This is a genomic window from Paracoccus sediminis (assembly GCF_900188295.1).
Taxonomy (GTDB): domain Bacteria; phylum Pseudomonadota; class Alphaproteobacteria; order Rhodobacterales; family Rhodobacteraceae; genus Paracoccus; species Paracoccus sediminis.
Genome location: NZ_FZNM01000012.1, coordinates 67508 through 91602, shown reverse-complemented (window position 1 = coordinate 91602; position 24095 = coordinate 67508). Strand labels below are relative to the sequence as shown.

At 62.4% G+C, this 24095-nt stretch carries 22 protein-coding genes; 9 read left to right on the top strand and 13 right to left on the bottom strand.

The window, feature by feature from the left end; genetic code table 11:
• Positions 1 to 31: 31 nt before the first annotated feature.
• Positions 32 to 811 (bottom strand): basic amino acid ABC transporter substrate-binding protein, encoded by a 780-nt coding sequence (locus CHB77_RS14570; RefSeq protein ID WP_242626664.1) that lies wholly within the window; start codon positions 809 to 811, stop codon positions 32 to 34.
• A gap of 142 nt (positions 812 to 953) precedes the next feature.
• On the opposite strand from CHB77_RS14570, the gene CHB77_RS14565 reads away from it, so the two are divergent.
• Together CHB77_RS14565 and CHB77_RS14560 are read left to right on the top strand one after the other, a co-directional pair.
• Positions 954 to 1649: a FadR/GntR family transcriptional regulator gene (locus tag CHB77_RS14565; protein WP_089388943.1), complete on the top strand. Its 696-nt coding sequence runs from the start codon at positions 954 to 956 to the stop codon at positions 1647 to 1649.
• A gap of 204 nt (positions 1650 to 1853) precedes the next feature.
• Entirely contained in the window at positions 1854 to 2249 is a 396-nt protein-coding gene (locus CHB77_RS14560; RefSeq protein WP_089388942.1) for a carboxymuconolactone decarboxylase family protein, read from the top strand.
• Positions 2250 to 2385: 136 nt separating this feature from the next.
• Here CHB77_RS14560 and CHB77_RS14555 read toward each other — a convergent pair whose 3' ends face one another.
• Together CHB77_RS14555 and CHB77_RS14550 are read right to left on the bottom strand one after the other, a co-directional pair.
• The gene (locus CHB77_RS14555; RefSeq protein ID WP_089388941.1) at positions 2386 to 2670 is read right to left on the bottom strand and encodes a DUF1330 domain-containing protein; all 285 of its coding nucleotides are present in this window, start codon (positions 2668 to 2670) and stop codon (positions 2386 to 2388) included.
• Positions 2667 to 3374, bottom strand: coding sequence for a GntR family transcriptional regulator (locus CHB77_RS14550; RefSeq protein WP_089388940.1), 708 nt, complete (start codon positions 3372 to 3374; stop codon positions 2667 to 2669). The genes CHB77_RS14555 and CHB77_RS14550 overlap by 4 nt, the downstream gene beginning before the upstream one ends.
• A 100-nt stretch (positions 3375 to 3474) precedes the next feature.
• On the opposite strand from CHB77_RS14550, the gene CHB77_RS14545 reads away from it, so the two are divergent.
• The 6 genes from CHB77_RS14545 to CHB77_RS14520 are packed head-to-tail and all read left to right on the top strand — an operon-like array spanning position 3475 to position 9139.
• Entirely contained in the window at positions 3475 to 4077 is a 603-nt protein-coding gene (locus CHB77_RS14545; protein WP_089388939.1) for an amino acid synthesis family protein, read from the top strand.
• Positions 4049 to 4849, top strand: a complete 801-nt coding sequence (locus CHB77_RS18685) for an alpha/beta fold hydrolase (protein WP_089388938.1) — start codon at positions 4049 to 4051, stop codon at positions 4847 to 4849. Before CHB77_RS14545 ends, CHB77_RS18685 begins: the two co-directional genes overlap by 29 nt.
• Entirely contained in the window at positions 4836 to 5759 is a 924-nt protein-coding gene (locus CHB77_RS18680) for a flavin reductase family protein (RefSeq protein ID WP_089388937.1), read from the top strand. The genes CHB77_RS18685 and CHB77_RS18680 overlap by 14 nt, the downstream gene beginning before the upstream one ends.
• Positions 5756 to 6793, top strand: coding sequence for an LLM class flavin-dependent oxidoreductase (locus CHB77_RS14530; RefSeq protein ID WP_089388936.1), 1038 nt, complete (start codon positions 5756 to 5758; stop codon positions 6791 to 6793). Before CHB77_RS18680 ends, CHB77_RS14530 begins: the two co-directional genes overlap by 4 nt.
• Positions 6794 to 6797: 4 nt before the next feature.
• Positions 6798 to 8261 carry an aldehyde dehydrogenase gene (locus CHB77_RS14525; protein ID WP_089388935.1) on the top strand — a complete coding sequence of 488 codons (1464 nt, stop codon included), beginning with the start codon at positions 6798 to 6800 and terminating at the stop codon, positions 8259 to 8261.
• A gap of 56 nt (positions 8262 to 8317) precedes the next feature.
• Positions 8318 to 9139: an ABC transporter substrate-binding protein gene (locus CHB77_RS14520; RefSeq protein WP_089388934.1), complete on the top strand. Its 822-nt coding sequence runs from the start codon at positions 8318 to 8320 to the stop codon at positions 9137 to 9139.
• A 252-nt stretch (positions 9140 to 9391) separates the two neighbouring features.
• Here the strand turns inward: CHB77_RS14520 and hemN are convergent, their stop codons facing one another.
• A complete protein-coding gene (hemN, locus tag CHB77_RS14515) occupies positions 9392 to 10747 on the bottom strand; it encodes an oxygen-independent coproporphyrinogen III oxidase (protein WP_089388933.1) in 1356 nt (451 codons plus the stop codon).
• Between the two features lie 20 nt (positions 10748 to 10767).
• Between hemN and fnrL the strand changes: the two genes are divergently transcribed.
• Positions 10768 to 11547: a transcriptional regulator FnrL gene (gene fnrL / locus CHB77_RS14510; RefSeq protein WP_089388932.1), complete on the top strand. Its 780-nt coding sequence runs from the start codon at positions 10768 to 10770 to the stop codon at positions 11545 to 11547.
• Between the two features lie 196 nt (positions 11548 to 11743).
• On the opposite strand, the gene CHB77_RS14505 is transcribed toward fnrL, so the two are convergent.
• The 9 genes from CHB77_RS14505 to CHB77_RS14465 all read right to left on the bottom strand — a co-directional run bounded on the left by CHB77_RS14505 (position 11744) and on the right by CHB77_RS14465 (position 23992).
• Positions 11744 to 12286, bottom strand: coding sequence for a DUF2478 domain-containing protein (locus CHB77_RS14505; protein ID WP_089388931.1), 543 nt, complete (start codon positions 12284 to 12286; stop codon positions 11744 to 11746).
• Between the two features lie 166 nt (positions 12287 to 12452).
• Entirely contained in the window at positions 12453 to 13070 is a 618-nt protein-coding gene (locus CHB77_RS14500) for a carbonic anhydrase (RefSeq protein ID WP_089388930.1), read from the bottom strand.
• Positions 13060 to 13629: a hemerythrin domain-containing protein gene (locus CHB77_RS14495; protein WP_165456291.1), complete on the bottom strand. Its 570-nt coding sequence runs from the start codon at positions 13627 to 13629 to the stop codon at positions 13060 to 13062. Before CHB77_RS14495 ends, CHB77_RS14500 begins: the two co-directional genes overlap by 11 nt.
• 19 nt (positions 13630 to 13648) lie before the next feature.
• Positions 13649 to 14413, bottom strand: coding sequence for a peptidylprolyl isomerase (locus tag CHB77_RS14490; protein ID WP_341273563.1), 765 nt, complete (start codon positions 14411 to 14413; stop codon positions 13649 to 13651).
• A 36-nt stretch (positions 14414 to 14449) separates the two neighbouring features.
• Positions 14450 to 15226 carry a respiratory nitrate reductase subunit gamma gene (narI, locus tag CHB77_RS14485; RefSeq protein ID WP_089388928.1) on the bottom strand — a complete coding sequence of 259 codons (777 nt, stop codon included), beginning with the start codon at positions 15224 to 15226 and terminating at the stop codon, positions 14450 to 14452.
• Between the two features lies 1 nt (position 15227).
• On the bottom strand, positions 15228 to 15929 hold the full coding sequence (gene narJ, locus CHB77_RS14480) for a nitrate reductase molybdenum cofactor assembly chaperone (protein WP_089388957.1): 702 nt from the start codon (positions 15927 to 15929) through the stop codon (positions 15228 to 15230).
• A gap of 2 nt (positions 15930 to 15931) precedes the next feature.
• Complete coding sequence (narH, locus tag CHB77_RS14475; RefSeq protein WP_089388927.1) at positions 15932 to 17458, bottom strand: nitrate reductase subunit beta; 1527 nt, start codon at positions 17456 to 17458, stop codon at positions 15932 to 15934.
• Entirely contained in the window at positions 17455 to 21201 is a 3747-nt protein-coding gene (locus CHB77_RS14470; RefSeq protein WP_089388926.1) for a nitrate reductase subunit alpha, read from the bottom strand. The genes narH and CHB77_RS14470 overlap by 4 nt, the downstream gene beginning before the upstream one ends.
• 64 nt (positions 21202 to 21265) lie before the next feature.
• Positions 21266 to 23992, bottom strand: a complete 2727-nt coding sequence (locus CHB77_RS14465; RefSeq protein ID WP_089388925.1) for a nitrate/nitrite transporter — start codon at positions 23990 to 23992, stop codon at positions 21266 to 21268.
• Positions 23993 to 24095 lie beyond the last annotated feature (103 nt).

Sequence of the window (24095 nt, the reverse complement as noted above, 5' to 3'; positions counted from 1 at the left end):
AGGGCCTTAGCCTCGGGTCCGGTCAGCCGGATCAGTCCAGCGAGGGCATCGGCAACACCGTCACGGTCGAGGTTCCCGCGTCCGGCGCCAGGCCGAACCATTTTTCATGCAGCTGGGCCATCACCCCTTCGGTCTTGAGGTCGTCCAGAACGGCGTTCACCTGGGTCGCCAGTTCGGCGTCCTTGGCGAACATCATCGAATATTTCTCGCCCGTCTCGATCCGCGCCACGACCTTCAGGTTCGGCTTGTCCTTGACATAGTAAAGCAGCGCCGGAATGTCCGAGATATAGCCGTCGATCCGGCCGGCGGTCAGGTCCAGCATCGCCGGAGCCAGTCCCTCATAGCGGCGGATTTCGGAAAAACCATAGGTTCCCTGCTGTTCCGTAGCCCACATGTCGCCGGTCGACCCGGTATCGACGCCGACGACTTTGTTCTTCATCTCCTCCAGCGACGCGGGACCGCCTTCGGCCACGGTCAGCGACTGGTCGCTGTCGTAATAGGGCTGGGCGAAGCTGACAGACTTCAACCGTTCGTCCGTGATGGTGATCGACGATGTGGCAATGTCGATCCGCCCGGACTGAACCGCGGAAAAGAGGCCGTTGAAGGGGATGTTGACCGTCTCGACCTCGACACCCAGACGTTCGGCTACGGCGGCCACAAGGTCGATTTCAAATCCCACGAACTGGCCGGTCTCGTCCTGGAATTCCCAAGGCACATTGCCGATGTTCGCGCCGACCGTCAGCGTATCCTGCGCCCAGCCCGATGCTGCCGTGCCCGCCAGCAAGCCCAGGGCGAGCGTCAGGCGTCGCATTCCATTCGTTCTCATGATACATCCCCGTTGCGTTTTTTGGTTTGACCGGAAAAACCGGTCTGACCAGTATTCAGACATGGCCCCCCGGTCTTTGCAACATCTATGTTCGCGACCGGACGAGGGCGGACAAGAAGGGATGGCAATGGCAGGGTTGGTATGGGACAAGGCCCCTGTGACGCAGACGATCGCGCGTCGCCTTCAGGACATGATCCGGTCCGGCGAATTGCAGCCGGGCCAGAAGCTGCCGTCGCAGCGGGTGTTGGCGGAACGCCTGAACGTCTCCCGCCCGTCCCTGCGCGAGGCCTTGCTGACCCTGGAGACCCTGGGCCTGGTGCAGACCCTTCCGGCGCGGGGCACCTTTGTGCTGGATCCGATCACGCGCCCGACGTCCCTTGCCTGGCGGTATGTGGACGCCCATGATCTGAAGGACGTCTTCCAGACGCGCGTGCTGATCGAATCGGAACTGTGCCGCCTGGCGGCGGCGATCATCACCCCCTCCGTGCTGCAACACCTGACGGCTGCGGCACATGCGTTCGAGGAGGCCTGGCAGTCTGGTGATCTGGTCGCCCATGTCGAGGCCGATCTGGCGTTGCATCTGGGCATCGCCATGGCCTGCCCCAACCGGATGCTGACCGGCCTGTACTGCACGGTGCAGCAATTGCTGACCGAAACGCAGCGGCAACCCATCCCCAACACCAATCATGACCGGATGACCCAGTCGATCGCCGAGCATTGGGCAATCATCGATGCCCTGCAACGCGGCGACGGCGCGGCAGCCGCCGACCGGATGCGCGATCACGTCCGCAACACCGCGCACAGCGCCGGGATCCGGATTTAGGGCATCGGACCTTGGCAACTGCGCCGCCCTTGACCGCCACCTTCAAATCGATCAGTCCAGATCCTGGGTCGGGTTTCGCGCCGGGCGATCCGGCGATCCGGCTCGGCCATGGTCCTTGCGTCCGGCGCCCCGCCGGATCGTCATGTGCCGGCGCACGGCCCGCCCCATCGATCATCATACCGGGATAGAAAAGGACAGGCTTTCATGGCTGGCGAACTGTTCGAGAAAGGCCTCAAGATCCGCAAGGAAGTTCTGGGCGACGCTTATGTCGAGAAATCGCTGGGGGACGCCGATGACTTCAACCGCGACTTTCAGAACCTCGTGACCGAGTTTTGCTGGGGTGCGGGCTGGGGTCGCGAAGGCGACGATGGCGCGTTGACGCGGCGCGATCGAAGCCTGCTGAATCTGGTGATGCTGGGCGCCCTGAACCGAGGCGAGGAATTCAAGCTGCATCTCAAGGGAGCATTGACAAACGGCTGCACTCGGGACGAAATCCGTGACGCGTTGATACAACTCGCGATCTATGCCGGGATTCCTGCCGGGGTCGAGGCTTTCCGCCTTGCCCGCCAGGTTCTGGCCGACCACGATGGCGCGTCCTGATTTCCTGCCGCGCGGGCCGAGGCTCGAACGGCCACGGCGTTCCGCCAGCCCATTCGACACGGGCTCCGGGGCTGTTTGACCAAACCCGGACGGTCTTGGCGCGGCGGCACGGCCCGGATGTCGTTGCAGCCCGCCGTCAAAGCCCCGCGACGATCACGACATGCGCAACGCATGCGCCGTCCCGCCTGTCCCGTGCCGCCCGATACTCTGGAGAGGCATAGCAGGCCCGCGCCGTCGCAAGATCGGCGAATTCGATCACGACATGCCGATCAAACGCAGGCCCTTCCAGCACGTCGGCCTCGCCCCCTTGCGCCAGGAATCGGGCGCCGTAGCGGGCAAAAGCCGCCGGGGCAAGCGTCCGATAGCCGGCATAGGCCTCGGGATCCGTCACGGTGACATGCGCGATCCAATAGGCGCTCATGACACGTCCCTGACCTTTGCGCCCTCGGCTTTTTCCAGCAGTTGTCTGGCGATATGGGCTGCTTCGGTCAGGTGTTCGCGAACGGCCTGCTCTGCGGCCTCGGGCTCGCGTGCCAGAATGGCCTCGGCAATGCGCCGCATCCGCGCCTGACCCGAGACGCGCCGATCCGTCGAGGCCAGCGTCAGCGCCCGCAGCCGCGAGATGCGGCCATTCAGACGGTGGACGATGTCCCACGCGACATGGTGCCCGGCCGATGTGAAAATTTCCTGGTAGAAGCGCGTGGTCGCGTCATAGAGCACCTGCGGATCGGCCGACTCGAACGCCTGTTCGAGCTGGCGCAGTGCTTCGGCGAGCCGCCCCCGCGCCGCATCGTCCGCAAGTCTTGCGCAATCGGCGGCCGCGGCGGCCTCTAGACGCAGACGGATGTCATAGATCTGCCGTGCCCGTTCCCAGTCCAGCGTCGCCACGACGGGACCGCTGCGGGGCAGCACCTCGACCAGCCCTTCTGCCTCGAGATAGCGGATCGCCTCGCGGATCACCGAGCGAGACACGCCCAGCTGCTCGACCAGATTGCGTTCGACCAGCCTGCGGCCTGACGGAAAATACCCTGACACGATGGCCGCCCGCATCCGCTCGACCGCGATTTCGCGGAGCGTTTGGGGAACATGATCGATTCGAAGATCGGCCAGCTTTTCGTTTTCCATATCCGTGTGCTTACCCCACATCACAGCCTGGCACAATGACAGATTGACATATGGTATGTTGGTATACCACGATTGTCAGGACGAATCGAAAGGCTTGCCCATGACTGCGGACATCCGGAAGACGCTGCTGAACGTCGAAACCACGCTGATCGAGGGCGGTCGCCCGGCCGCTGTGCCACTGAGGCTTATCGCCGCCGCCGCCGTGGTGAGAAACCCGTGGGCGGGGCGCGGCTATGTCGACGACCTGAAACCCGAGATCCACAGCGTTGGTCCTGTTCTGGGCAAAGTGCTGACCCGGATGATTCTCGACGAGGCCGGCTCGGGCGAAATGGTCGAGGCTTACGGCAAGGCTGCGGTTGTCGGCCTGAATGGCGAGATCGAGCATGCCTCGGCGCTGATCCACACGCTGCGCTTTGGCAACCACTATCGCACCGCTGTCGGCGCCAAATCCTATCTCGCCTTCACCAACACTCGCGGCCCGGCGAATTGTCCGATCCTGATTCCGCTGATGGACAAGAACGACGAGGGCCGCCGTTCGCATTATCTGACGATCCAGTTCGCGATCCCCGATGCGCCCGCCGCCGACGAGATCGTCGTGGCGCTGGGGGCGTCGATCGGCGGGCGTCCGCATCACCGCATCGGCGACCGCTATCAGGATCTGAAGGATTTGGGCCATGACGTCTCGAACCCTGCCGCTGTCTGACGGCGGCACGGCCCACATCCTCGAGGCGGGCGCGGGCGAGCCTTTGCTGCTGATCCACGGGGTCGGCATGTGCGCCGACGCCTGGCGTCCGCAGATCGATGCCTTGAGGGGCGGCTACCATGTCGTCGCCGTCGATATGCCGGGCCATGGGGGAACCTCTGCCCTGTCCCCCACGGCCCGGTTGCCGGACTTCGTGGCCTGGGCCGCGCGCCTGGTCGAGGCCCTGGACCTTGGCCCGGTCAATCTGGCGGGGCATTCGATGGGGGCCTTGGTGTCGGCAGGCCTTGCCGTGGAGCGCCCCGATCTGGTGCGACGCCTGGCGCTTCTGAATGCCGTCTATTGCCGCGGCCCGGAAGCCCGCGCGGCGGTCATGGCCCGTGCCGACGAACTGGCGCGCGGCAAAAGCAGCATCGACGGCCCGCTGACCCGGTGGTTCGGAGATGACCAGGCGGCGATCCGCGACCGGGTCGCGGGCTGGTTGAAGCAAATGGACCTTCAAAGCTACACAACGGCCTATCGCAGCTTTGCCGAAGGCGACCGCACCTATGCGGAACACCTGGATCGCATCGCCTGCCCCGCTCTGATCCTGACCGGCGACGGGGATCTCAACTCCACCCCTGGAATGAGCGTCGAGATGGCGGCACGCATTCCCAGGGGGCGCGCGGTGATCGTGGCCGGTCACAAGCACATGGTCAACCTGACCGGCCCGGACACTGTAAACGACGCCCTGAGAACGTGGCTGAACAGCGAGGTGGCCCATGAGCGCATTTGACCCCCGCGCGTTGCGCGATGCCTTTGGCTGCTTCATGACGGGCGTCACGGTCGTGACAAGCATGTCCCCGGATGGAAAGCCGCTTGGCTTCACCGCTAATTCCTTTTCGTCGGTGTCGCTCGATCCGCCGCTTCTGCTGGTGTCCATCGCGAAGTCGTCGCGCAACTTCGCCCATTTCTCTCGGGCCGAAGGTTTCGCCATCAATGTTCTGGCCGAAAGCCAGAAGGATGTGTCAGGCACCTTCGCCAAGCCTGTGGAGGACCGTTTCGCGGCTGTCGAATGGCGACCCGGCGACGCGGGTTCGCCCATCATCGCCGGCGTATCGGCATGGTTCGACTGCACGCTGGCCCAGGTGATCGACGCAGGAGACCATGCGATCCTTCTGGGCCGGGTCGAGGATTTCGGTGCCACCCAGGAAGCCGGGCTTGGTTATTACAGAGGCGCCTATGTCACGCCCGCACAGACCGGCGCTCAGCTTCCGGCCGGTCCCGACGTCAAGATTTCCGCGATCCTGGAAAGCGCCGGCGAGGTTCTGCTCTTGGATGACGGCAAGAATGGGCTGACCCTTCCCGAAACCCGCGTCGGTCGCGATGGCGTCCAGGCGGCCTTGACGCGCTTGCTGTCCGAAACCGTCCCGGACGCGTCGGCGGGCGAAATCTATGCCGTCTACGAAGGCGCTTCCGAAGGCTGCCAGCACATCGCCTATCGCTGCCCTGCCGCTACCACGGAAACGCTTCGCGGCCAATTCGTGCCGCTGGAGTCGAGCCAGTTCAAGGGCATCGCCGATTCCGCCATGCGCTCGATGCTCGAACGCCTCTGCGAGGAATCTCGTCTTGGCAATTACGGCGTCTATTTCGGTTCTCACGAACAAGGCCAAGTCACCCGGAAACCCCAAGGAAGCGCATCATGAAATTCTCTCTTTTCATCCACATGGAGCGCGTTTCGGCCACGGACGACCAGCAGCGCCTGTATGAAGAGATGATCGACCTGTGCCGCATCGCCGATGAAGGCGGCATGCACGCCATCTGGACCGGCGAGCATCACGGCATGAACTTCACCATCGCGCCGAACCCGTTTCTGAATCTGGTCGACCTGGCGCGGCGCACGAAAAACGTGCGCCTGGGCACCGGAACCGTGGTCGCTCCCTTCTGGCATCCCATCAAGCTGGCGGGCGAAGCGGCGATGACAGACCTCATCACGGACGGACGCCTCGACCTGGGCATTGCGCGCGGGGCCTATGGTTTCGAATACGAACGCATGGTGCCGGGGCTTGACGCCTGGGGTGCCGGTCAGCGGATGCGCGAGATGATCCCGGCCATCCAGAAGCTGTGGGCAGGCGATTACGAACACCACGGCGAATTCTGGAAATTCCCCAAGACCACGTCCTCGCCCATGCCGGTCCAGCAGCCTCATCCTCCGATCTGGGTGGCCGCGCGCGATCCGAACAGCCACGAATTCGCCGTGGCCAACGGCTGCAACGTCCAAGTCACGCCCCTGCACCAGGGCGACGAGGAAGTCGTCAGCCTGATGGGCCATTTCAACGCGGCCTGCGAGAAGAACCCTGGCCGTCCGCGTCCGCAGATCATGGTTCTGCGCCACACCTATGTCGCCGACAGCGAGGAGGATGCGCAGCGGGGTGCCGAAGAACTCAACATGTTCTACAACTATTTCGGGGCGTGGTTCAAAAACGAAAAGCCGATCTCGATGGGCCTGATCGAGGAGATCACGCCCGAGGAGGCCGCCAGGCACCCGTTCTATTCCGCAGAAGCCATGCGCAGGAACCAGATCGTCGGGCAGGCGCCGGAAGTCATCCGGCGGATCAGGTTCTATGAGGCCTTGGGCTACGATCAATTCAGCTTCTGGATCGACAGCGGCATGAGCTTCGAGCGCAAGCGCGCGTCCCTCGAACGTTTCATCCGCGACGTGATGCCAGTCTTTGCGTGAATCCATGGAACGCTTGCAACACTACATCGATGGCCGGTTCGAGGACGGGACACACCGCTTTGAAAGCCTCGATCCCGCGACCGGGACACCCTGGGCTGTGGTCGCGGACGCCTCGGCCGCCGACGTGGACCGCGCCGTTCGGGCCGCCGACCGCGCCTTCACGGCGCCCGAATGGGCGGGCCTGACCGCGACCGCGCGTGGCAAGCTGATCGCGCGGCTGGCGGATCTGGTGGCCGGGGCCGCGCCGCGCCTCGCGGCCTTGGAAACCCGCGACACCGGCAAGATCATCCGGGAAACCGGCAGCCAGATCGCCTATGTCGCGGACTATTACCGCTACTACGCGGGCCTTGCCGACAAGATCGAGGGTGCGCACCTGCCCATCGACAAGCCCGACATGGAGGTCTGGCTGCGTCGCGAACCCGTGGGCGTGGTCGCGGCCATCGTGCCCTGGAACAGCCAGCTGTTCCTGTCGGCGGTCAAGATCGGTCCCGCCTTGGCGGCCGGTTGCACCCTGGTCGTCAAGGCCAGCGAGGACGGTCCTGCCGCGATGCTGGAATTCGCCCGTCTGGTCGATCAGGCCGGTTTTCCGCCCGGCGTCGTCAACATCCTGACCGGCGGACCGGAAGCAGGAAAGGCGCTGACGACGCATCCGCTGGTGGCGCATATCGCCTTTACGGGCGGGCCGGACACCGCGCGTCACATCGTGCGGGCCTCGGCCGAGAACCTGTCCAAGACGTCGCTGGAACTGGGGGGGAAATCGCCCTTCATCGTGTTCGACGATGCCGACCTCGACAGCGCAACCAACGCGCAGGTCGCGGGCATCTTCGCCGCAACCGGGCAAAGCTGCGTCGCGGGATCCCGCCTGCTTGTTCAGCACAGCATCAAGGACGAGATGCTGGCCCGCCTCAAGGCCAGGGCCGAGGCGGTCCGCATCGGCGCCCCGGACGACATGGCGACCGAAATCGGCCCGCTCTGCACCGCCCGGCAGCGCGACCGGATCGGACGGATCGTGGCGGACAGCGTCGCGGCGGGGGCAAGGCTGGTGACCGGCGGCAGCGCGCCCGATAGGGCGGGCTTCTATTTCCCGCCGACCATCCTGGACTGCACGGATGCCCCGAACGCACCTTGCGTGACCCAGGAGCTGTTCGGTCCGGTGCTGTCGGTCGTCGCCTTCAAGGACGAGGCAGACGCCTTGCGCCTTGCCAACGACACGCGGTACGGCCTCGCCTCGGGCGTGTTCACCCGCAGCCTGACCCGCGCGCATCGCATGATCCGCGGCATCCGCGCGGGCATCGTCTGGGTCAATACCTATCGTGCCGTATCGCCCATCGCGCCATTCGGCGGGCACGGCCTGTCCGGCCATGGCCGCGAGGGCGGACTGGCCGCCGCCCTGGATTACACCGCCGTCAAGACCGTCTGGCTGCGAACGTCGGACGATCCGATTCCCGATCCGTTCGTCATGCGCTGACAAGAACCCGCCCGGCACGCTGCCGGGCTTTCAAGAACACAGTGGAGGAGAGAAACATGAACAGGAAAGTTTTGGCAGCCGCTGCGATGCTGACCGTTGCAGGGGGCGCGGCACAGGCCCAGCAGATGGTCTTCACCTCGTGGGGCGGAACCACGCAGGATGCGCAGACCGAATTCTGGGCCGCGCCCTTCAGCGAAAAGACCGGCACCGCCGTGGTTCAGGACGGCCCGACCGATTATGGAAAGATCAAGGCCATGGTCGAGGCGGACGCCACGAACTGGGACGTCGTCGATGTCGAATTCGATTGGGCTTTGCAGGCCGGCAATCAGGGTCTGCTGGAGCCGCTGGACTTCACGGTCATCGACAAGGCGTCCCTGGATCCGCGCTTTGTGTCGGATTACGCGGTCGGCTCGTTCTACTATTCCTTCGTGATGGGCTGGAACGAGGCCAATTTCCCGGATGCAAAGCCCGCGACGCTTGCGGACCTGTTCGACACCGCGAAATTCCCCGGCAAGCGCACCTTCTACAAGTGGTCTGCCCCCGGCGTGATCGAGGCCGCGCTGCTGGCCGATGGCGTGGCGCCCGACCAGCTTTATCCGCTGGATCTGGACCGCGCCTTTGCCAAACTGGATACCATCAAGCCAGACATCATCTGGTGGGAAGGCGGGGCGCAAAGCCAGCAGCTTCTGGCTTCTGGCGAGGCGCCTGTGGGGTTCTTCTGGAATGGGCGCCTGGCGGCTTTGGCGGCGGACGGAATGCCCGTAGGCATAAGCTGGGAAAACAACATCACCGCCGCGGACGCCCTGGTCGTCCCGAAGGGCGCGCCGAACAAGGATGCGGCGATGGCCTTCATCGCCGATTATGTGGAATTTCAATAACCACATCAGGACGGCTTGTGAGTAAGCAATCACGGAGCCCGTGATAACCATTTCGCCAGAAAAGCTTGAGAACTACCTGCACCGTTGCTTTACTTCTCGGATCGGGTTTCATTTTGCATCCGTGTGTGGTGTGGCATCTAAAGACAACGCTAGAAAACAGCTCGTTCTCCGACAACAAGGGCGGAAGTGCGTTTGAAGTGGTGAATGCCTAAGCGGAAGTTTCCGCAAGCCGTTCAGTACAGTGTCCGCTGCCTAAATTGCAGATGAATGGCTTTGCGCCGTCACCGAATAGCCATCCAGCGCCTGCGCGATCATCCGTGTCAGCGGCCGCGCAGCCGGCGTGATCTCCAGCCCATCGTCCCGCAGCCGCAGCGCTGTGCCGAACCGCGCCAGCAGCTGGGCGAACAGCTCGGCCTGCCGGGTGGCCGAGATCCCGAAACGCGCCTCGATCTCGGCCATGTCGATCCGAGAGCTGCACATCAGCATCTCGATCATGCGCCCGCGCCAGTGATCTTCGGGCGTGAAGGCATGGCCGCGGGACACCGGCAGCTGCCCGGCTCGCACCAAGGCCGTGTAGGCGCCTGTCGCCGGAGCATTCTGCACATAGCCTTGCGGAAAGCGCGCGATGGACGAAGCGCCCAGCCCCAGCAGCACTTCGGCCGGGTCGTCGGTATAGCCCTGAAAGTTTCGTCGCAGCCGCCCGGTGGCCGCAGCCTGCGCAAGCCCATCGCAGGGCCGGGCGAAATGGTCGATGCCGATCTCATCGAACCCTTCGGCGATGAACAGCTCCTGCGCCGTCTGGAACAGGTCCAGCCGGGCCTCGCCGCCCGGCAGCGTGCTTTCCGGGATCATGACCTGACGCTTCGACATCCACGGAACATGGGCATAGCCGTAAAGCGCCACCCGGTCCGGCGACAGGGCCAGCACCTTCTGCACCGTCTCGGACATGCGGGCGCTGGTCTGGTGGGGCAGGCCGTAAAGGATGTCGGTATTCAAGCTGCAGATGCCATGGCCGCGAATCAGGCGGACGGCCTCGGCCGTCATCTCGAAGCTCTGGGGGCGGCCGATCGCCTCCTGGATCAGCGGATCGAAATCCTGCACCCCGATCGAGGCGCGGTTCATCCCCGCCTCTGCCAGCGCCGCCATGCGGGGGGCGTCGATCTCGGACGGGTCGATCTCGACCGAGAACTCGCCGTCGGCGGCCATCGGGAACGCATCGTGCAGGGTGCCTGCCAGCCGCGCAATCAGCGCGGGCGGCAGCAGCGTTGGTGTGCCGCCGCCCCAATGCAGCCGCGACAGCGTGATCCCGGGCGCGAGCCGTGCCCGAAGTGCCGCAATTTCGGCCAGCAGCGTCTCGACATAGGCTTCGACAGGCTTACTGCCCTGCGTGCCTTGCGTGCGGCAGGCGCAGAACCAGCAAAGCCGTCTGCAGAAAGGCACATGTACGTAAAGCGAGATGCGCGCCCCGGCAGGAACCGCCGTGATCCATTGGGCCGCCCGCAGACCGTCCACCGAAGTGCGGAACTGAGTGGCGGGCGGGTAGCTCGTGTATCTGGGAACGCGGGCGTCAAAGAGGCCAAGGCGTCCGAGTTGCGAATGATTGCTCATAAGCGTATGCATGACTTGTAATGCGTGAAGATTCCTTGACCCAGATCAACAGACGGCAGCAAGGCTTGCACGATCGGGTCGAAGTGCGCTGTGCTGACTGCCCGATTCGTTACCGTGCCGTTTGCGCGCAATGCGAAAGCGACGAGCTGACGCAACTTGAACAAATCAAGTTCTACCGCAGCTTCGACGCTGGCCAGCCGATTGTCTGGGAAGGCGACCGGATGGACTTTGTGGCCTCGGTCGTGACTGGCGTCGCTTCGCTGACGCATACAATGGAAGACGGTCGCACGCAGATGGTCGGGCTATTGCTGCCGGGCGACTTTCTGGGCCGCCCTGGCCGGGACCGCGCGGCTTACAATGCGACTGCTGTGACCAAGGTGGTCCTGTGCTGCTTTCGTATGAAGCCCTTCGAGGAAATGATGCGGCAAACGCCGCATATCTCGCATCGTCTGCTGGAAATGACCTTAGATGAGCTGGACGCAGCGCGTGAATGGATGCTGCTGTTGGGCCGCAAGACGGCGCGGGAGAAGATCGCCTCATTCATTGTCATCGTTGCCCGCCACGAGGCCGCGCTGCAGAAACTCCAGCCGGCCGGGTGGATGGAGTTGGAGCTGCCCCTGACGCGCGAAGCGATGGCTACTTACCTTGGCCTTACGCTTGAGACCGTTAGCCGCCAGGTGAGCGCGCTGAAGCGCGACGGGGTGATTGAGTTAAAGGGCAAGCGCAAGGTAATCCTGCCCGACTTCGCCCGCCTTATGGACGAGGCGGGCGACGACGCCGATGGCGGCATGCTAGACTGACGCCATCTTAAAATTCGCTAAACTCGTTCGTAGACATAATTTGCACATTAGGATTATCGTCATTTTCTGGAGAGATGAGTGGCGTGGGTGCTGAAAGCCTAAGCTCCCCAGAGGCTGGTATGCCATCATTCTGGCGCTTTGCGTATGCAATATGTGTCGCCCCGTACAGTCTTGGCCCTAATAACCGTTTAGACAGTTATACGAGCTCGTGAATATGTGCTGTCGCAGCCGTCGTGACGCCGCCGCAGTCAGCGAGCCATGCCGCCAACGAAATGGCATCGGGCGCGAGACAGGTAGCAATCCCTTCTGAAAATGTTTCGAAAGCCGCAAGGTTCAGTGCGTTGATGCCCACGATGACCGGAACGTCCATGGACAGAGCCTCGGCGATAACACCCCGCAACCCACGCCCTTCGGCTTCGTGTTTCCCGAACTTGTTGACAATGAGGACGTCCGCACCGCGCGATAGTTGTTCTGAGACCAGGCCGACTGCAGTTTCCAGTGCAGCCGCGTCGAGCCGACAGCCACGTGCCCCTTGGCCAAGGTGTTGACTGATACGCAGCACCGGGCCGTCGGGTAGTACCTGAACATCCATATCGCATGGACGCGCATCTGCCCGTTCAGAGTTGATCTGGACAACTCCGCAGCATCTCAGCCCGCGTGATGCAAGCTCGGTGGCCAGTTTGAATAGGATAAGGTCCATATCGCCCCGTCCGGGTGCCATTGTATATGCTAGATGCATCTGTAAGGTCCTCTTGATGATCGGTGAGCTGGAACGTGACCATCGCGCCGAAAGGAGGCTGCGATGCCTGCGTCGGCAGAATGGAAATTGAATTCAGACTCCAAGGCGAAGGCGGCCAGCAATGCCGGCAACCGGACATGCCAGCTTTGCAATGGGATGGATGCTTTCATTCTGCGACCTCCGCATAAAAATGGCAGGGGCCGATGCTGCAATCCAGATCGCGCAGAAGACCATCCTTTAAGCCGTAGATCAGGCCATGCACACGCAAACCCGCGCCGCGCCGCCAGGCCCTTTGCACGATCGCCGTCTCGCAAATGCGCCGGACGCCCTCGATGACGTTCAATTGGGCCAGACGGTCGCGCCTCGCCTCGAGGTCAGGCTGTTGCGCCAGATCAATTGCGTAGCTGCGAGCCAACCGACGGATCGGCTCCAGCCAGTGATCGGCAAGGCTTTGCGGCAGATCCTCGGTCGCCGCCCTGACGCCCCCGCAGCCGTAGTGTCCGCAGACGATGATCTCGCGCACCTTCAGGTTGTCGACTGCGAATTCCAGCGCTGACAAAACGTTCATGTCGGCCGAATGGATAATGTTGGCAACATTGCGATGAACAAAGACCTCGCCCGGATCGAGGCCCGCGACCACGTTTGCCGGGACCCGGCTGTCCGAACATCCGATCCAGAAGAACTCGGGCGCCTGTAGTCCTGCGAGCTTAGTAAAATAATCTGGTTCTTCAGCCTGACGGTCCTTTGACCATTCCCGATTGCGTACCAGAAGGTCATTGAGCATTTGAACTCTCCAAGATAGGGGGAAGCCCACGCCGCGACAGCATGTTCTGTGAGAGCATCCGCAAATCTGCCCGGGTCAAACGTGCGCGGGCGATCGGCAACAGGATCGCATTTTCGGCGACAAGGTGACTTCGCACATGCCCCGCGAACTCAGCAAATGTTACGCGGTCGCTGGCATTCAGGTCGGCCCCGGTGTCCAGACATCTGGCAAGCGTCGCGCGCACTAGTGGCAGCAGACAGGTCGCTTCTTCCTGGACAGCCCTGATCCGACTAATAGCACCTTCGATAGCATCGTCTTTCGTGCAGCGCCGCGCAAGGAGAGGGAACAGATCCTCGACATCGTCACGCATATGGACATTCAGCTCTTCGTTCAGAAAACGCAGCACGGTCAGGGCCGCCTGCCGGTCCAAAGACGCGGCCATGGCCAGTCCTTGGATCACAGCACAAACATGACGTGCGCGCAGGTGGTCGTCGCTGATGAAATCAAGAGGGCTTGCAAGCAGGGTTTGACTTGGTGGGTCGACGCCGCTTCCGCGCGGCTTCGGAACTGAGTGTTTCACGGCAGACTCCTTCGCAGGGTCAAATCGGGGCAAGACTTGCACCTGAGATCTGCGCCTCTTCCGCAAGCGCTTCGATGAAGTCTCTGGACGCACGCGCCCATGCGGCCTTCTCCAAAGCCTGGGCGATCTTGGGCCGGACGGTGTCGTAGGGCAGGACCTGCCCCGGTGCGGTCGCATTCAGCCGGATGATGTGCCAGCCGTGCCGCGACAGGACGGGTGCCGTGGTCATCCCGCCTTCTGCCAAGACGCGCAGGGCGGCTTCGAATTCCGGCACCGTGTCGCCGGGTCCAAGCTGTCCAAGATGGCCGCCAGCCGCCTTCGACCCGCAGTCGCTGTCCCGGGCAACATCGGCAAAACCCCGGGCATCGCCCTTCAGCCGTGCAAGCAGGTCCTGGGCGCGCGCTTCGGCCATCGGCCGCTCGGCCTCGTCGCGCGGATCGCAGGCGCACAGGATATGGGACACATCCCACAAGGGGGCCGACCGATACCGACCCGGATCCTTCGCCCATTCAGCGCGAACCGCCTCGTCCGTGACCTGCGGGATGGTCAAGGCCTCATCGAGAAGCGTGCGGATCAGTGCTTCATCCTCTGTCTCGAACCGACCGGGCGCAAGTTCCTCCGGGTCGGCCTCCAGACCGCGCGTGCGGGCCTCCTGCAGCATGAGGGCGCGGATCGCCAGCGCCTGCGCCGCCTTGCGCCAGGCGATGCCGGGTTTGTCCCTGGGCGCGTTGTGGTTCTGCGCCTCGGCCGCGATGGCCGCCGTGGGGATGGTTTCGCCGTTCACGACGACGGCAGGAAAGAGGGGAACGTTCATGTGCATTCACTCCGCCGGTGTCGTGGCCGAGGGGCCGGGTTTGCCCTGACGCGCGTCATAGGCCTGGCGGCGCTCTTCCAGCGGGCGGCGGCGGCGCGACCGGACAATCTGATAGCCGGGGCGCAGAGTGACATAGCGGATCGGCACCGACAGCATGTGCACCAGCCGGGTGAAGGGGAACAGCGCCACGATCACCATCCCAAGGACGATATGCGCCTTGTACAGCCAATGCACATTGATGACCTCCATCCAGGCGTTCAGCTGGAGGGTCATCACGCTTTGCGACCATGTCATGAACAGCACCATTCCGGCGCCATCCATATGGTCCAGCGTCACGATGATCGTGCCCATCCCGATGACGATCTGCAGCCACAGGATCACCAGGATGCCGATATCGGCAAAACTGGAATTGACCCGGATGCGCGCATCGAACAGCCGCCGGTGCAGCAGCATGGTGGCCCCGATGAAGGCCGAAAGCCCGGCCACTCCGCCCAGGATCACCGCGATCCATTGCTTGACCCCATAGGGGATGCCCAGGGCGTCGAGGATCCAGACCGGGGTGAACAGGCCAATCAGATGGCCAAAGAACAGCACGATGATGCCGACGTGGAAAAGAACCGACCCCCACATCAGCTGCTTGCGGCGCAAAAGCTGGCTCGACGATGTTTTCCAGGTGAACGGATCGCGCTCGTAGCGCGCAATCGTGCCGATGAGTGCCACGGCAAGGACGGCATAGGGCATGATGCCGAAGATCAGAAAGTCGAGATCGAAGTTGCCGAACATGTCATGCACTCCTGTTCAAGGGTGTGGGGCCGGGTCTGTCCATCGTGGCCAGCATGTCGCGAACCTGCGGGCAGCCGGCGTTCGGATCGGGACCGAACGTGACTTCGGTTTCCTCCCATACGGCATCAAGCGCGGTCAGGTCGGTCGGATCATCGTCGGGCTGTGCCAACATTCCGGCGACTGCGTCGCTATCCGCCTGCACGCCGGCGAGCTGCGAAAGACCGGTGAAGACGGCAGCGTACCCGCTCTCGCGCCGCAGCAGGCGCGTGACCAGCCCGTCAAAGATATGCGCCGCATCCGCCAAAATATCCTGTGCTTCGGTAAAGGGACGGGTCGACAGGAACTCCAGCAAGACCGGCAGATGATCGGGCAATTCCGTGGTGGCGGGTTCGAACCCGCCCTCCCGGTAAGTCTCGATCAGACTGACCATCGCGCCCCCCCGGTCCCGGCTTTCACCATGGACATGTTCAAACAGGTTCAACGACAGTGTCCGTGACCGGTCGAACAGCATCACGTAGCTTTCCTGAAGGTCGAACAGGTCGCCCTCCGCCAGGTGCGCGGCCAGCTGCTGCAGTGCCACCCTGGTTTCCGATGTAAGCCGGTGATCAGAGACCAGGGCTGCGCCGATTTCGGGCATCGCGTCCTGCAACTCGACCGTTGGATAGCTGAGCGTCAGCGACAGCGCCTTGAGGGTCCGGTCCATCATCAGAATGCCTCCAATGGAAGAGCAAAGGATTTCTTCTTGCCACCAAACATGGATGTCTTGCCGGTCTCGCCGCTGGAGCAACCGTTCCCGTCGGTAAAGCCGCAGCCGCCGCGAATATCGGCACCTTCCTCGTTTTGTTCACGATGCGCAGTCGGGATGGCAAAACGGTCTTCGTAGTCGGCAATGGCCATGATCTTGTACATGTCCTCGATCATCCTGCCGGACATGCCCACACGGGCCGCGATGCCTTCGTCGCGCACGCCATCCACGGTCAACGCGCGCATATAGAGACGCATTGCCGACATCCGTTCCAGCGCATGAACGATGGGTTCCTCGTCGCCTGCCGTCAGCATGTTGGCGAGGTATTGCACAGGAATACGCAAGCTGCGCACGTCAGGCATCTGATCGCTCATCGCGATCTGACCAGCCTGTGCCGCATTCTGAATGGGCGACAGCGGCGGGATATACCAGACCATCGGCAGCGTCCGATATTCGGGGTGAAGCGGAAAGGCCACCTTCCACTCCATCGCCATCTTCCAGATCGGGCTGATCTTGGCGGATTCGATCCAATCTTCGGGAATGCCGTCGCGGCGGGCGGCGGCAATCACCTCGGGGTCGTTGGGATCAAGAAAGACGTCAAGCTGAGCGCCGTAAAGATCAGTCTCACGCTCGGAACTGGCGGCCGCTTCGATCTTGTCGGCGTCGTAAAGGATGACGCCCAGATAGCGTATTCGCCCGACGCAGGTTTCCGAACAGACCGTCGGCTGGCCGCTTTCGATGCGGGGATAGCAGAAGGTGCATTTCTCGGATTTGCCGCTGTCCCAATTGTAATAGATCTTCTTGTAGGGACAGCCCGAGATGCACATCCGCCAGCCCCGACATTTCTCCTGATCGATCAGGACGATGCCATCCTCCTCGCGCTTGTAGATTGCGCCTGAAGGGCAAGCGGCCGAACAGGTGGGGTTGAGGCAATGCTCGCACAGGCGCGGCAGATACATCATGAAGGTATTTTCATACTCGCCATAGATCTGCTTCTGGATGTTCTCGAAATTGTAGTCCTTGGACCGCTTCGAGAATTCGCCGCCCAGGATTTCTTCCCAGTTCGGGCCCTTCTCGATCTTTTCCATCCGCTCGCCGGTGATCTTGGACCGGGGGCGTGCGGTGGGAAAATGATCCATGTCCGGCGCGGATTTCAGATGGTCATAATCGAAATCGAACGGTTCGTAGTAGTCATCAATCTCGGGCATGTCGGGATTGGCAAAGATATTTGCCAGGATCCGCCATTTGCTGCCTTGCTTCGGGTGCAGCTTACCGGATTTTGAGCGTGCCCAACCGCCGTTCCAGCGTTTCTGGTTTTCCCAATCGGTCGGATAGCCAGTGCCGGGCTTTGTTTCGACATTGTTGAACCAGGCGTATTCAACGCCTTCTCGGCTGGTCCACACGTTCTTGCAGGTGACCGAACAGGTGTGGCACCCAATGCATTTGTCAAGGTTCAGAACCTTGCCGATTTGCGCACGAACTCTCATTCCGCTGCCTCCATCTTCCGGGTTGCGGGCGTATCCAGCCAATCGATATTCTTCATCTTGCGGACGATCACGAATTCGTCGCGGTTGCTGCCGACGGTGCCGTAATAGTTGAACCCGTAAGACAGCTGCGCATAACCACCGATCATGTGCGTCGGCTTCAACGTCGTCCGGGTCACCGAATTGTGGATGCCGCCGCGATGGCCGGTCTTCTCGGACCCCGGTGTGTTGATGATCTTTTCCTGGGCGTGATACATGAACAGCGTGCCCTGCTTGATCCGCTGCGACACCACCACGCGCGCGGTCAGAGCACCGTTGATGTTGTAGGCTTCGACCCAATCGTTATCGACAAGTCCGGCCTTCTGCGCGTCCACTTCGGACATCCACACCACCGGGCCACCCCTGTTCAGGGTCAGCATCAGGAGGTTATCGGTATAGGTGCTGTGGATACCCCATTTCTGATGTGGGGTGATGAAGTTCAGGACGACATGCGGGCTGCCATCGGCCGCATCGTTGTTGATCGCCTTGGTGATGGTTTTCAGATCCACAGGCGGGCGATAGCTGACAAAGCCCTCGCCAAAGGCCCGCATCCACAGGTGATCCTGATAAAGCTGCTGGCGGCCGGTCAGGGTGCGCCACGGGATCAGCTCATGGACGTTGGTATAGCCCGCGTTGTAGCAGACGTCCTCGCTTTCGATGCCTGACCACGTGGGCGAGGAGATGATCTTGCGCGGCTGAGCTGCAATGTCGCGAAAGCGGATCTTGGTGTGATGCGCGCCCTCTGCCAGATGGGCGTGATGGCGGCCGGTGGGTTTCTCCAGTTCCTCCCATGCCTTGACCGCGACCTCGCCATTGGTTTCCGGCGCCAGCATCAGAATCATCTCGGCTGCGTCGATGGCGGATTCCAGCTTGGCGTGACCTTTCGAGACGCCCTCGTCCAGCACGACACCGTTCAGATCGCGCAGGTGACCCACCTCGACCTTGGTGTCCCAGTTAATTCCCTTGCCGCCGTTGCCGAGCTTTTCAAGCAGCGGCCCGACGGAGGTGAATTTCTTGTAGAGGTTGGGATAGTCCCGCTCGACCGCGATATAATTCGGCGCGGTCTTGCCGGGGATCAGCTCGCATTCACCCTTTTTCCAGTCACGCACATGGGCCTGCGCCAACTCGCCCGGAGTATCGTGCAGCAGCGGCAGCTGGACGATATCCGTCTCGACCCCCAGTACCTCAGGGGCAACTTCCGAGAACTTTCGGGCAATCGCCTTGAAAATTTCCCAGTCCGACTTGCTCTCATAGGCAGGGTCCACCGCCGCCTGAAGCGGATGGATGAACGGGTGCATGTCCGAGGTGTTCAGATCGTCTTTTTCGTACCAGCTGGCGGTCGGCAATACGATGTCGGAATAGACGCAGGTCGTGGACATCCGGAAATCGATCGTTACCAGAAGGTCAAGTTTTCCCTTTGGCGCCTCGTCGTGCCAGACGGCCTCCTTCGGCATCACGCCGCCTTCCTCTCCCAGATCCTTGCCCATCACGCCATGATCGGTGCCCAGCAGGTGCTTAAGAAAGTACTCGTGACCCTTGCCACTGGATCCCAGCAGGTTGGACCGCCAGATGAATAGGTTGCGTGGCCAGTTTTCTGGCGCATCCGGGTCCTCGCAGGACATCTGTAGGGCGCCGGATGCCAGCTGCTCGGCCACATAGGCCGGGATCGTCTTGCCAGAGGCCATCGCCGCCTTCGACACCTCCAGCGGGTTCGTTTTCAGCTGCGGGGCAGAGGGCAGCCAGCCCATACGCTCGGCCCGGATGTTATAGTCGATCAGACTGATGTCCCAATCGCCCTTGGGTGCCGTGGGCGACAGGATCTCGTCCGCGCGCAGGGTCTCATAGCGCCACTGGTCGGTATGCGCATACCAGGCGCTGGTCGAGTTCATGTGCCGGGGCGGGCGGCTCCAGTCCAGTGCGAAGGCCAAGGGCTGCCAGCCGGTCTGCGGGCGCAGCTTCTCCTGACCGACATAATGCGACCAGCCGCCCCCCTCCTGACCGATGCAGCCGCACATCACCAGCATGTTGATGATGCCGCGATAGGCCATGTCCATGTGGTACCAGTGGTTCAGGCCGGCCCCCAGGATGACCATCGATTTGCCTTTGGTCTTTTCGGCGTTCGATGCGAATTCGCGGGCCACGGCGATGATCTTCTCGCGGGCGACCCCGGTGATCTTTTCCGCCCATGCCGGCGTATAGGGGCAGTCGTCGTCGTAATCCTTCGACACCCAGGAACCACCCAGACCCCGGTCCAGGCCGTAATTGGCGCAGAAGAGGTCGAAGACCGTGGCGACCAGCACCGTTGATCCGTCGGCAAGCTGAATGCGCCGGACGGGAATGTTGCGGGTCAGCACCTCGGGATGTTCGCATTTCACGAAGTCGCCGGTCGCGACCCCGCCGAAATACGGGAAATCGACACCCACGATCTGATCATGGTGCCCGTCGAGGATCTGGCTCAGGCGGAAGCTGCCTTCCGTCCCGCTGGCCTTCTGCTCGAGGTTCCATTTGCCCTCCTCCCCCCACCGGAAGCCGATGGAGCCGTTGGGCGCCACGATCTGGCCCGAAGCCTCGTCATAGGCGACGGTCTTCCAGTCGGGATTGTTGGTCTCGCCCAGCTGGCCGTCGAAATCCTCCGCGCGCAGCATCCGGCCCGGCACTAGATGCCCGTCGCTTTCGTCCAGCCTGACCAGCATCGGCATGTCGGTATACTTGCGGGCATAGTCCTCGAAATAGGCGGCCTGCCGGTCCAGGTGGTATTCGCGCAGGATCACATGGCCCATGGCCATCGCCAGAGCCGCGTCTGTCCCGGCCTGAGGATTCAACCAGATGTCGCCGAATTTGGCGGCCTCGGAGTAGTCGGGGCTGACCACGGCGGATTTTGTGCCGCGATACCGAACCTCGGTATAGAAATGCGCGTCCGGCGTTCGGGTCTGCGGAACGTTGGACCCCCACAGCATCAAGAAGCCCGCGTTGTACCAGTCCGCACTTTCGGGCACGTCGGTCTGCTCGCCCCAGGTCTGCGGGCTGGCTGGCGGCAGGTCGCAATACCAGTCGTAGAAGGACATGCAGGTGCCGCCCAGCAGCGAAAGATAGCGAGACCCCGCCGCATAGCTGACCATCGACATCGCCGGGATCGGCGAGAAGCCGAACACCCGGTCGGGGCCATAGGTCTTGGCGGTATAGGCGTTGGCGGCCGCGATGATCTCGGTTGCCTCGTCCCAGGACGCGCGTACGAACCCGCCCTTACCCCGCGTTTTGGTATAGCTGGCGCGCAAGAGCGGATCGCCCTGGATCGCGGCCCATGCCGCTACCGGCGTCATCATTGGCCGCATCTTCCGCCAGGCGCGCATCAGACTGCCGCGGATCAGCGGGTTTTTCACCCGGTTCGCAGAATAGAGATACCAGCTATAGGACGCACCCCGCGCACATCCGCGCGGTTCGTGATTGGGCAGGCCCGCGCGGGTGCGCGGATAATCGGTCTGCTGGGTCTCCCAGGTCACGATGCCCGATTTGACATAGATCTTCCATGAACAGGATCCGGTACAGTTCACCCCATGGGTGGAGCGCACGATCTTGTCGTGGCGCCAGCGGTTTCTGTAACTGTCCTCCCAATCGCGATTTTCCGACGTGGTCTGGCCCCAACCGTCCGAGAATTGCTCCAGCTCCTTGCTGCGGAAGAAGTTCAGTCTGTCGAGAAGATGGCTCATCTTGCTGTCCTTTTGGGGGTCCAGTGCCGGGCGTCGTAAAGCGCGGCCCGGAAAGGCGTTGGGGTTATTGGGCGGGCTGGGCTGCAATGGATGCAGGACGCGCGCCTTTGTGTTCGATCTGGTGCAGCAGGCCGCCGGGACGCGTGTAGACGGCCCAGGTGATGGCAAGGCACAGCACGTAGAAGGCAAGGAACAGCCACAGCGCGCCGATGGGGCTGCCCGTCATGGCGATTGACGAGCCGTAGGCCTTGGGGATGAAGAACCCGCCATAGGCACCGATGGCACTGGTGAATGCGACGATTCCACCGGACTCCATGGCGATCTGGCGGGCACGGTCGGTGCCGGTCAGATGAGGCATTAGGCGCGGCACTTCGCGGCCCATGATCACGGGGATCATCTGGAAGGTGGACGCATTCCCAACCCCGGTGAAGAAAAACAATGCCATGAAGCCGGCAAAGAACCCCGCAAAACTGCCCGCCTGCAGAGACAGGATCACGGCAAGGACCGAGACGATCATTCCTGCAAAGACCCAGAAGGTGACCCGTCCGCCTCCGAACCTGTCGGCGACCCAACCGGTGCCAGCGCGGGACAAGGCACCCACCAGCGGCCCCAGAAAGACGAATTGCAGGGCGTTGATGTCGGGAAACGCGATCCGGCTCAGCAAGGGAAAGCCCGCGGAATAACCGATGAAGCTGCCGAACGTCCCGATATACAGCACGCACATCAGCCAGTTATGGGTCCGGCCGAAGATCACCGACTGCTGAACGAAGCTGGCCTTGGCATCGGCGATGTCGTTCATGCCCAACCAGGCCGCGACGGTCGCTGCAAGGATGAACGGAACCCAGACGAAGCCTGCGTTCTGCATCCACAACTGGCCCCCGTCCGACAGGGTCTGCGGTTGACCTCCCATAGCGCCAAAGACGCTGATCGTGATGACCAGCGGCACCAGGAACTGCATGACGCTGACGCCAAGGTTACCGAGGCCGGCATTCAGCGCAAGTGCGTTGCCTTTCTCAGCCTTGGGAAAGAAATAGCCGATATTCGCCATGGACGAGGCAAAGTTCGCCCCGCCCAGCCCGCACAAAAGCGCCAGCACGAGGAACATGACATAGGGGGTTTCCGGGTTCTGCACGGCATAGCCGATACCGATGGCCGGCAGCAGCAGCGACGCGGTGGCCAGCGTGGTCCACAGTCGCCCGCCAAAGATCGGCACCATGAAGCCATAGAAGATGCGCAGTGTCGCGCCCGACAAGGCAGGCAGGGCCGCCAGCCAAAACAGCTGTTCCGGTGTAAAGGCAAAGCCGATGGCAGGAAGGCGTGCGATGACCATCGACCAGACCATCCAGACCGAAAAGGCCAGAAGCAACGCAGGGATCGAGACCCACAGATTGCGGCGGGCGACGGCACGGCCTTGCGTTGCCCAGAACTCGGAATCCTCCGGTCGCCAATCATCCAGAACGCGGGCCATGGCGTTTCGCCCGGGGACGTGGATGGCGCGCATCTCGGGCAATTCAGGCAGACGGTCCAGCACCTCGCCATGAGCCGCGCGTTCCATGGCACGGACAGAGAAGTGCATCCAGGCCAGCGCGATGGCGACCACCAGCAGCAGCAGCGCGAAGCACGACGTGTAGATGCCTGTCAGGTCCAGCAGCACCCCGAAGGCGATGGGCAGGGCAAAGCCGCCAAGCCCGCCGATCATCCCGACAAGGCCCCCGACCGCACCGACATGGTTGGGATAATAGACAGGGATATGCTTGAAGACGGCCGCCTTGCCGAGGCTCATGAAGAAGCCAAGCGCAAAGAGTGTGGCGATGAAGGGCCATAGCCCCATCGAGGTCGAGAAGGCAATCGGACCGTCTTTGCCCGCGATGACGTAATCCGTGGGCGGATAGGACAGCATGAGCAGAAACAGCATGCTGAAGCTGAAGGTCCAGTACATCACGGACCGGGCGCCGAACCTGTCGGACAAGATCCCGCCATAGGCCCGAAACAGCGAGGCCGAGAGGCTGAAGGACGCCGCTGCCATGCCGGCATAGCGCACGTCGATGCCATAAACATCGATCAGGTAATGGGGTAGCCACAGCGCCAGAGCGACGAACGCGCCGAACACGAAAAAGTAGTAAAGTGAAAAGCGCCAGACCTGCAGATTTTTCAGTGGCGCGAACTGTTGCGTCAGGGATGGCGCCTTGGCGCCCGATTTGCGTCGGGCGACCAGTTGCGGATCGTCCTTCGCCAGAAGGAAGAACAGCACCCCCAGGATCGCCAGCCCGGCCGCCCAGACATAGGCCACCCCGTGCCAGCCATAGGCGACCATAACGAACGGGGCCAAGAACTTGGTCACAGCCGCCCCGACATTGCCTGCGCCGAAAATGCCAAGCGCGGTGCCCTGATGGCCCGCGTCATACCAGCGGCTGACATAGGCAACGCCGATGATGAAGGACCCGCCCGCAAGCCCGATGCCGAGGGCCGCGACCAGATACATGACATAGGTATCCGCCAGCGTAAGCGCCCAGGTAGCAATCGCTGTCAGAAGCATCTGACTCGAAAATACCAGCCGTCCGCCATATTTCTCGGTCCAGATCCCAAGGAACAGGCGGGAGACGGAGCCTGTCAGGATTGGCGTCGCCACAAGCAGCCCGAACTGCGTGTCACTCAGGCCCAACTCGGCCTTGATGGCGACGCCAATGATGGAAAAAATCGTCCAAACCGCGAAACAGGCGGTAAAGGCGATCGTGCTCAGGCTCAGGGCGCGCGTCTGATCGGCGCTTGATGCTGTGGCTACGCTCTGCATGGAAGTGTCTCCGACAGGAATGGCTCGGTCACCCTGACTTGGGTGTCAGTGCCAGTCCTGCAGTCCGGAAGCGCCACAGAAGTTGATCCAGATCAAAACACCG

Coding starts and splice junctions, on each gene's coding strand:
- narI (WP_089388928.1), bottom strand. CDS start 15,226: ATGTTCGGCAACTTCGATCTCGACTTTCTGATCTTCGGCATCATGCCC.
- fnrL (WP_089388932.1), top strand. CDS start 10,768: ATGCGTGAAGATTCCTTGACCCAGATCAACAGACGGCAGCAAGGCTTG.
- CHB77_RS14570 (WP_242626664.1), bottom strand. CDS start 811: ATGCGACGCCTGACGCTCGCCCTGGGCTTGCTGGCGGGCACGGCAGCA.
- CHB77_RS14555 (WP_089388941.1), bottom strand. CDS start 2,670: ATGAGCGCCTATTGGATCGCGCATGTCACCGTGACGGATCCCGAGGCC.
- CHB77_RS14465 (WP_089388925.1), bottom strand. CDS start 23,992: ATGCAGAGCGTAGCCACAGCATCAAGCGCCGATCAGACGCGCGCCCTG.
- CHB77_RS14505 (WP_089388931.1), bottom strand. CDS start 12,286: ATGCATCTAGCATATACAATGGCACCCGGACGGGGCGATATGGACCTT.
- CHB77_RS14525 (WP_089388935.1), top strand. CDS start 6,798: ATGGAACGCTTGCAACACTACATCGATGGCCGGTTCGAGGACGGGACA.
- hemN (WP_089388933.1), bottom strand. CDS start 10,747: ATGAGCAATCATTCGCAACTCGGACGCCTTGGCCTCTTTGACGCCCGC.
- CHB77_RS14550 (WP_089388940.1), bottom strand. CDS start 3,374: ATGGAAAACGAAAAGCTGGCCGATCTTCGAATCGATCATGTTCCCCAA.
- CHB77_RS18680 (WP_089388937.1), top strand. CDS start 4,836: ATGAGCGCATTTGACCCCCGCGCGTTGCGCGATGCCTTTGGCTGCTTC.
- CHB77_RS14470 (WP_089388926.1), bottom strand. CDS start 21,201: ATGAGCCATCTTCTCGACAGACTGAACTTCTTCCGCAGCAAGGAGCTG.
- narJ (WP_089388957.1), bottom strand. CDS start 15,929: ATGGACCGGACCCTCAAGGCGCTGTCGCTGACGCTCAGCTATCCAACG.
- CHB77_RS18685 (WP_089388938.1), top strand. CDS start 4,049: ATGACGTCTCGAACCCTGCCGCTGTCTGACGGCGGCACGGCCCACATC.
- CHB77_RS14565 (WP_089388943.1), top strand. CDS start 954: ATGGCAGGGTTGGTATGGGACAAGGCCCCTGTGACGCAGACGATCGCG.
- CHB77_RS14520 (WP_089388934.1), top strand. CDS start 8,318: ATGAACAGGAAAGTTTTGGCAGCCGCTGCGATGCTGACCGTTGCAGGG.
- narH (WP_089388927.1), bottom strand. CDS start 17,458: ATGAGAGTTCGTGCGCAAATCGGCAAGGTTCTGAACCTTGACAAATGC.
- CHB77_RS14500 (WP_089388930.1), bottom strand. CDS start 13,070: ATGCTCAATGACCTTCTGGTACGCAATCGGGAATGGTCAAAGGACCGT.
- CHB77_RS14530 (WP_089388936.1), top strand. CDS start 5,756: ATGAAATTCTCTCTTTTCATCCACATGGAGCGCGTTTCGGCCACGGAC.
- CHB77_RS14560 (WP_089388942.1), top strand. CDS start 1,854: ATGGCTGGCGAACTGTTCGAGAAAGGCCTCAAGATCCGCAAGGAAGTT.
- CHB77_RS14545 (WP_089388939.1), top strand. CDS start 3,475: ATGACTGCGGACATCCGGAAGACGCTGCTGAACGTCGAAACCACGCTG.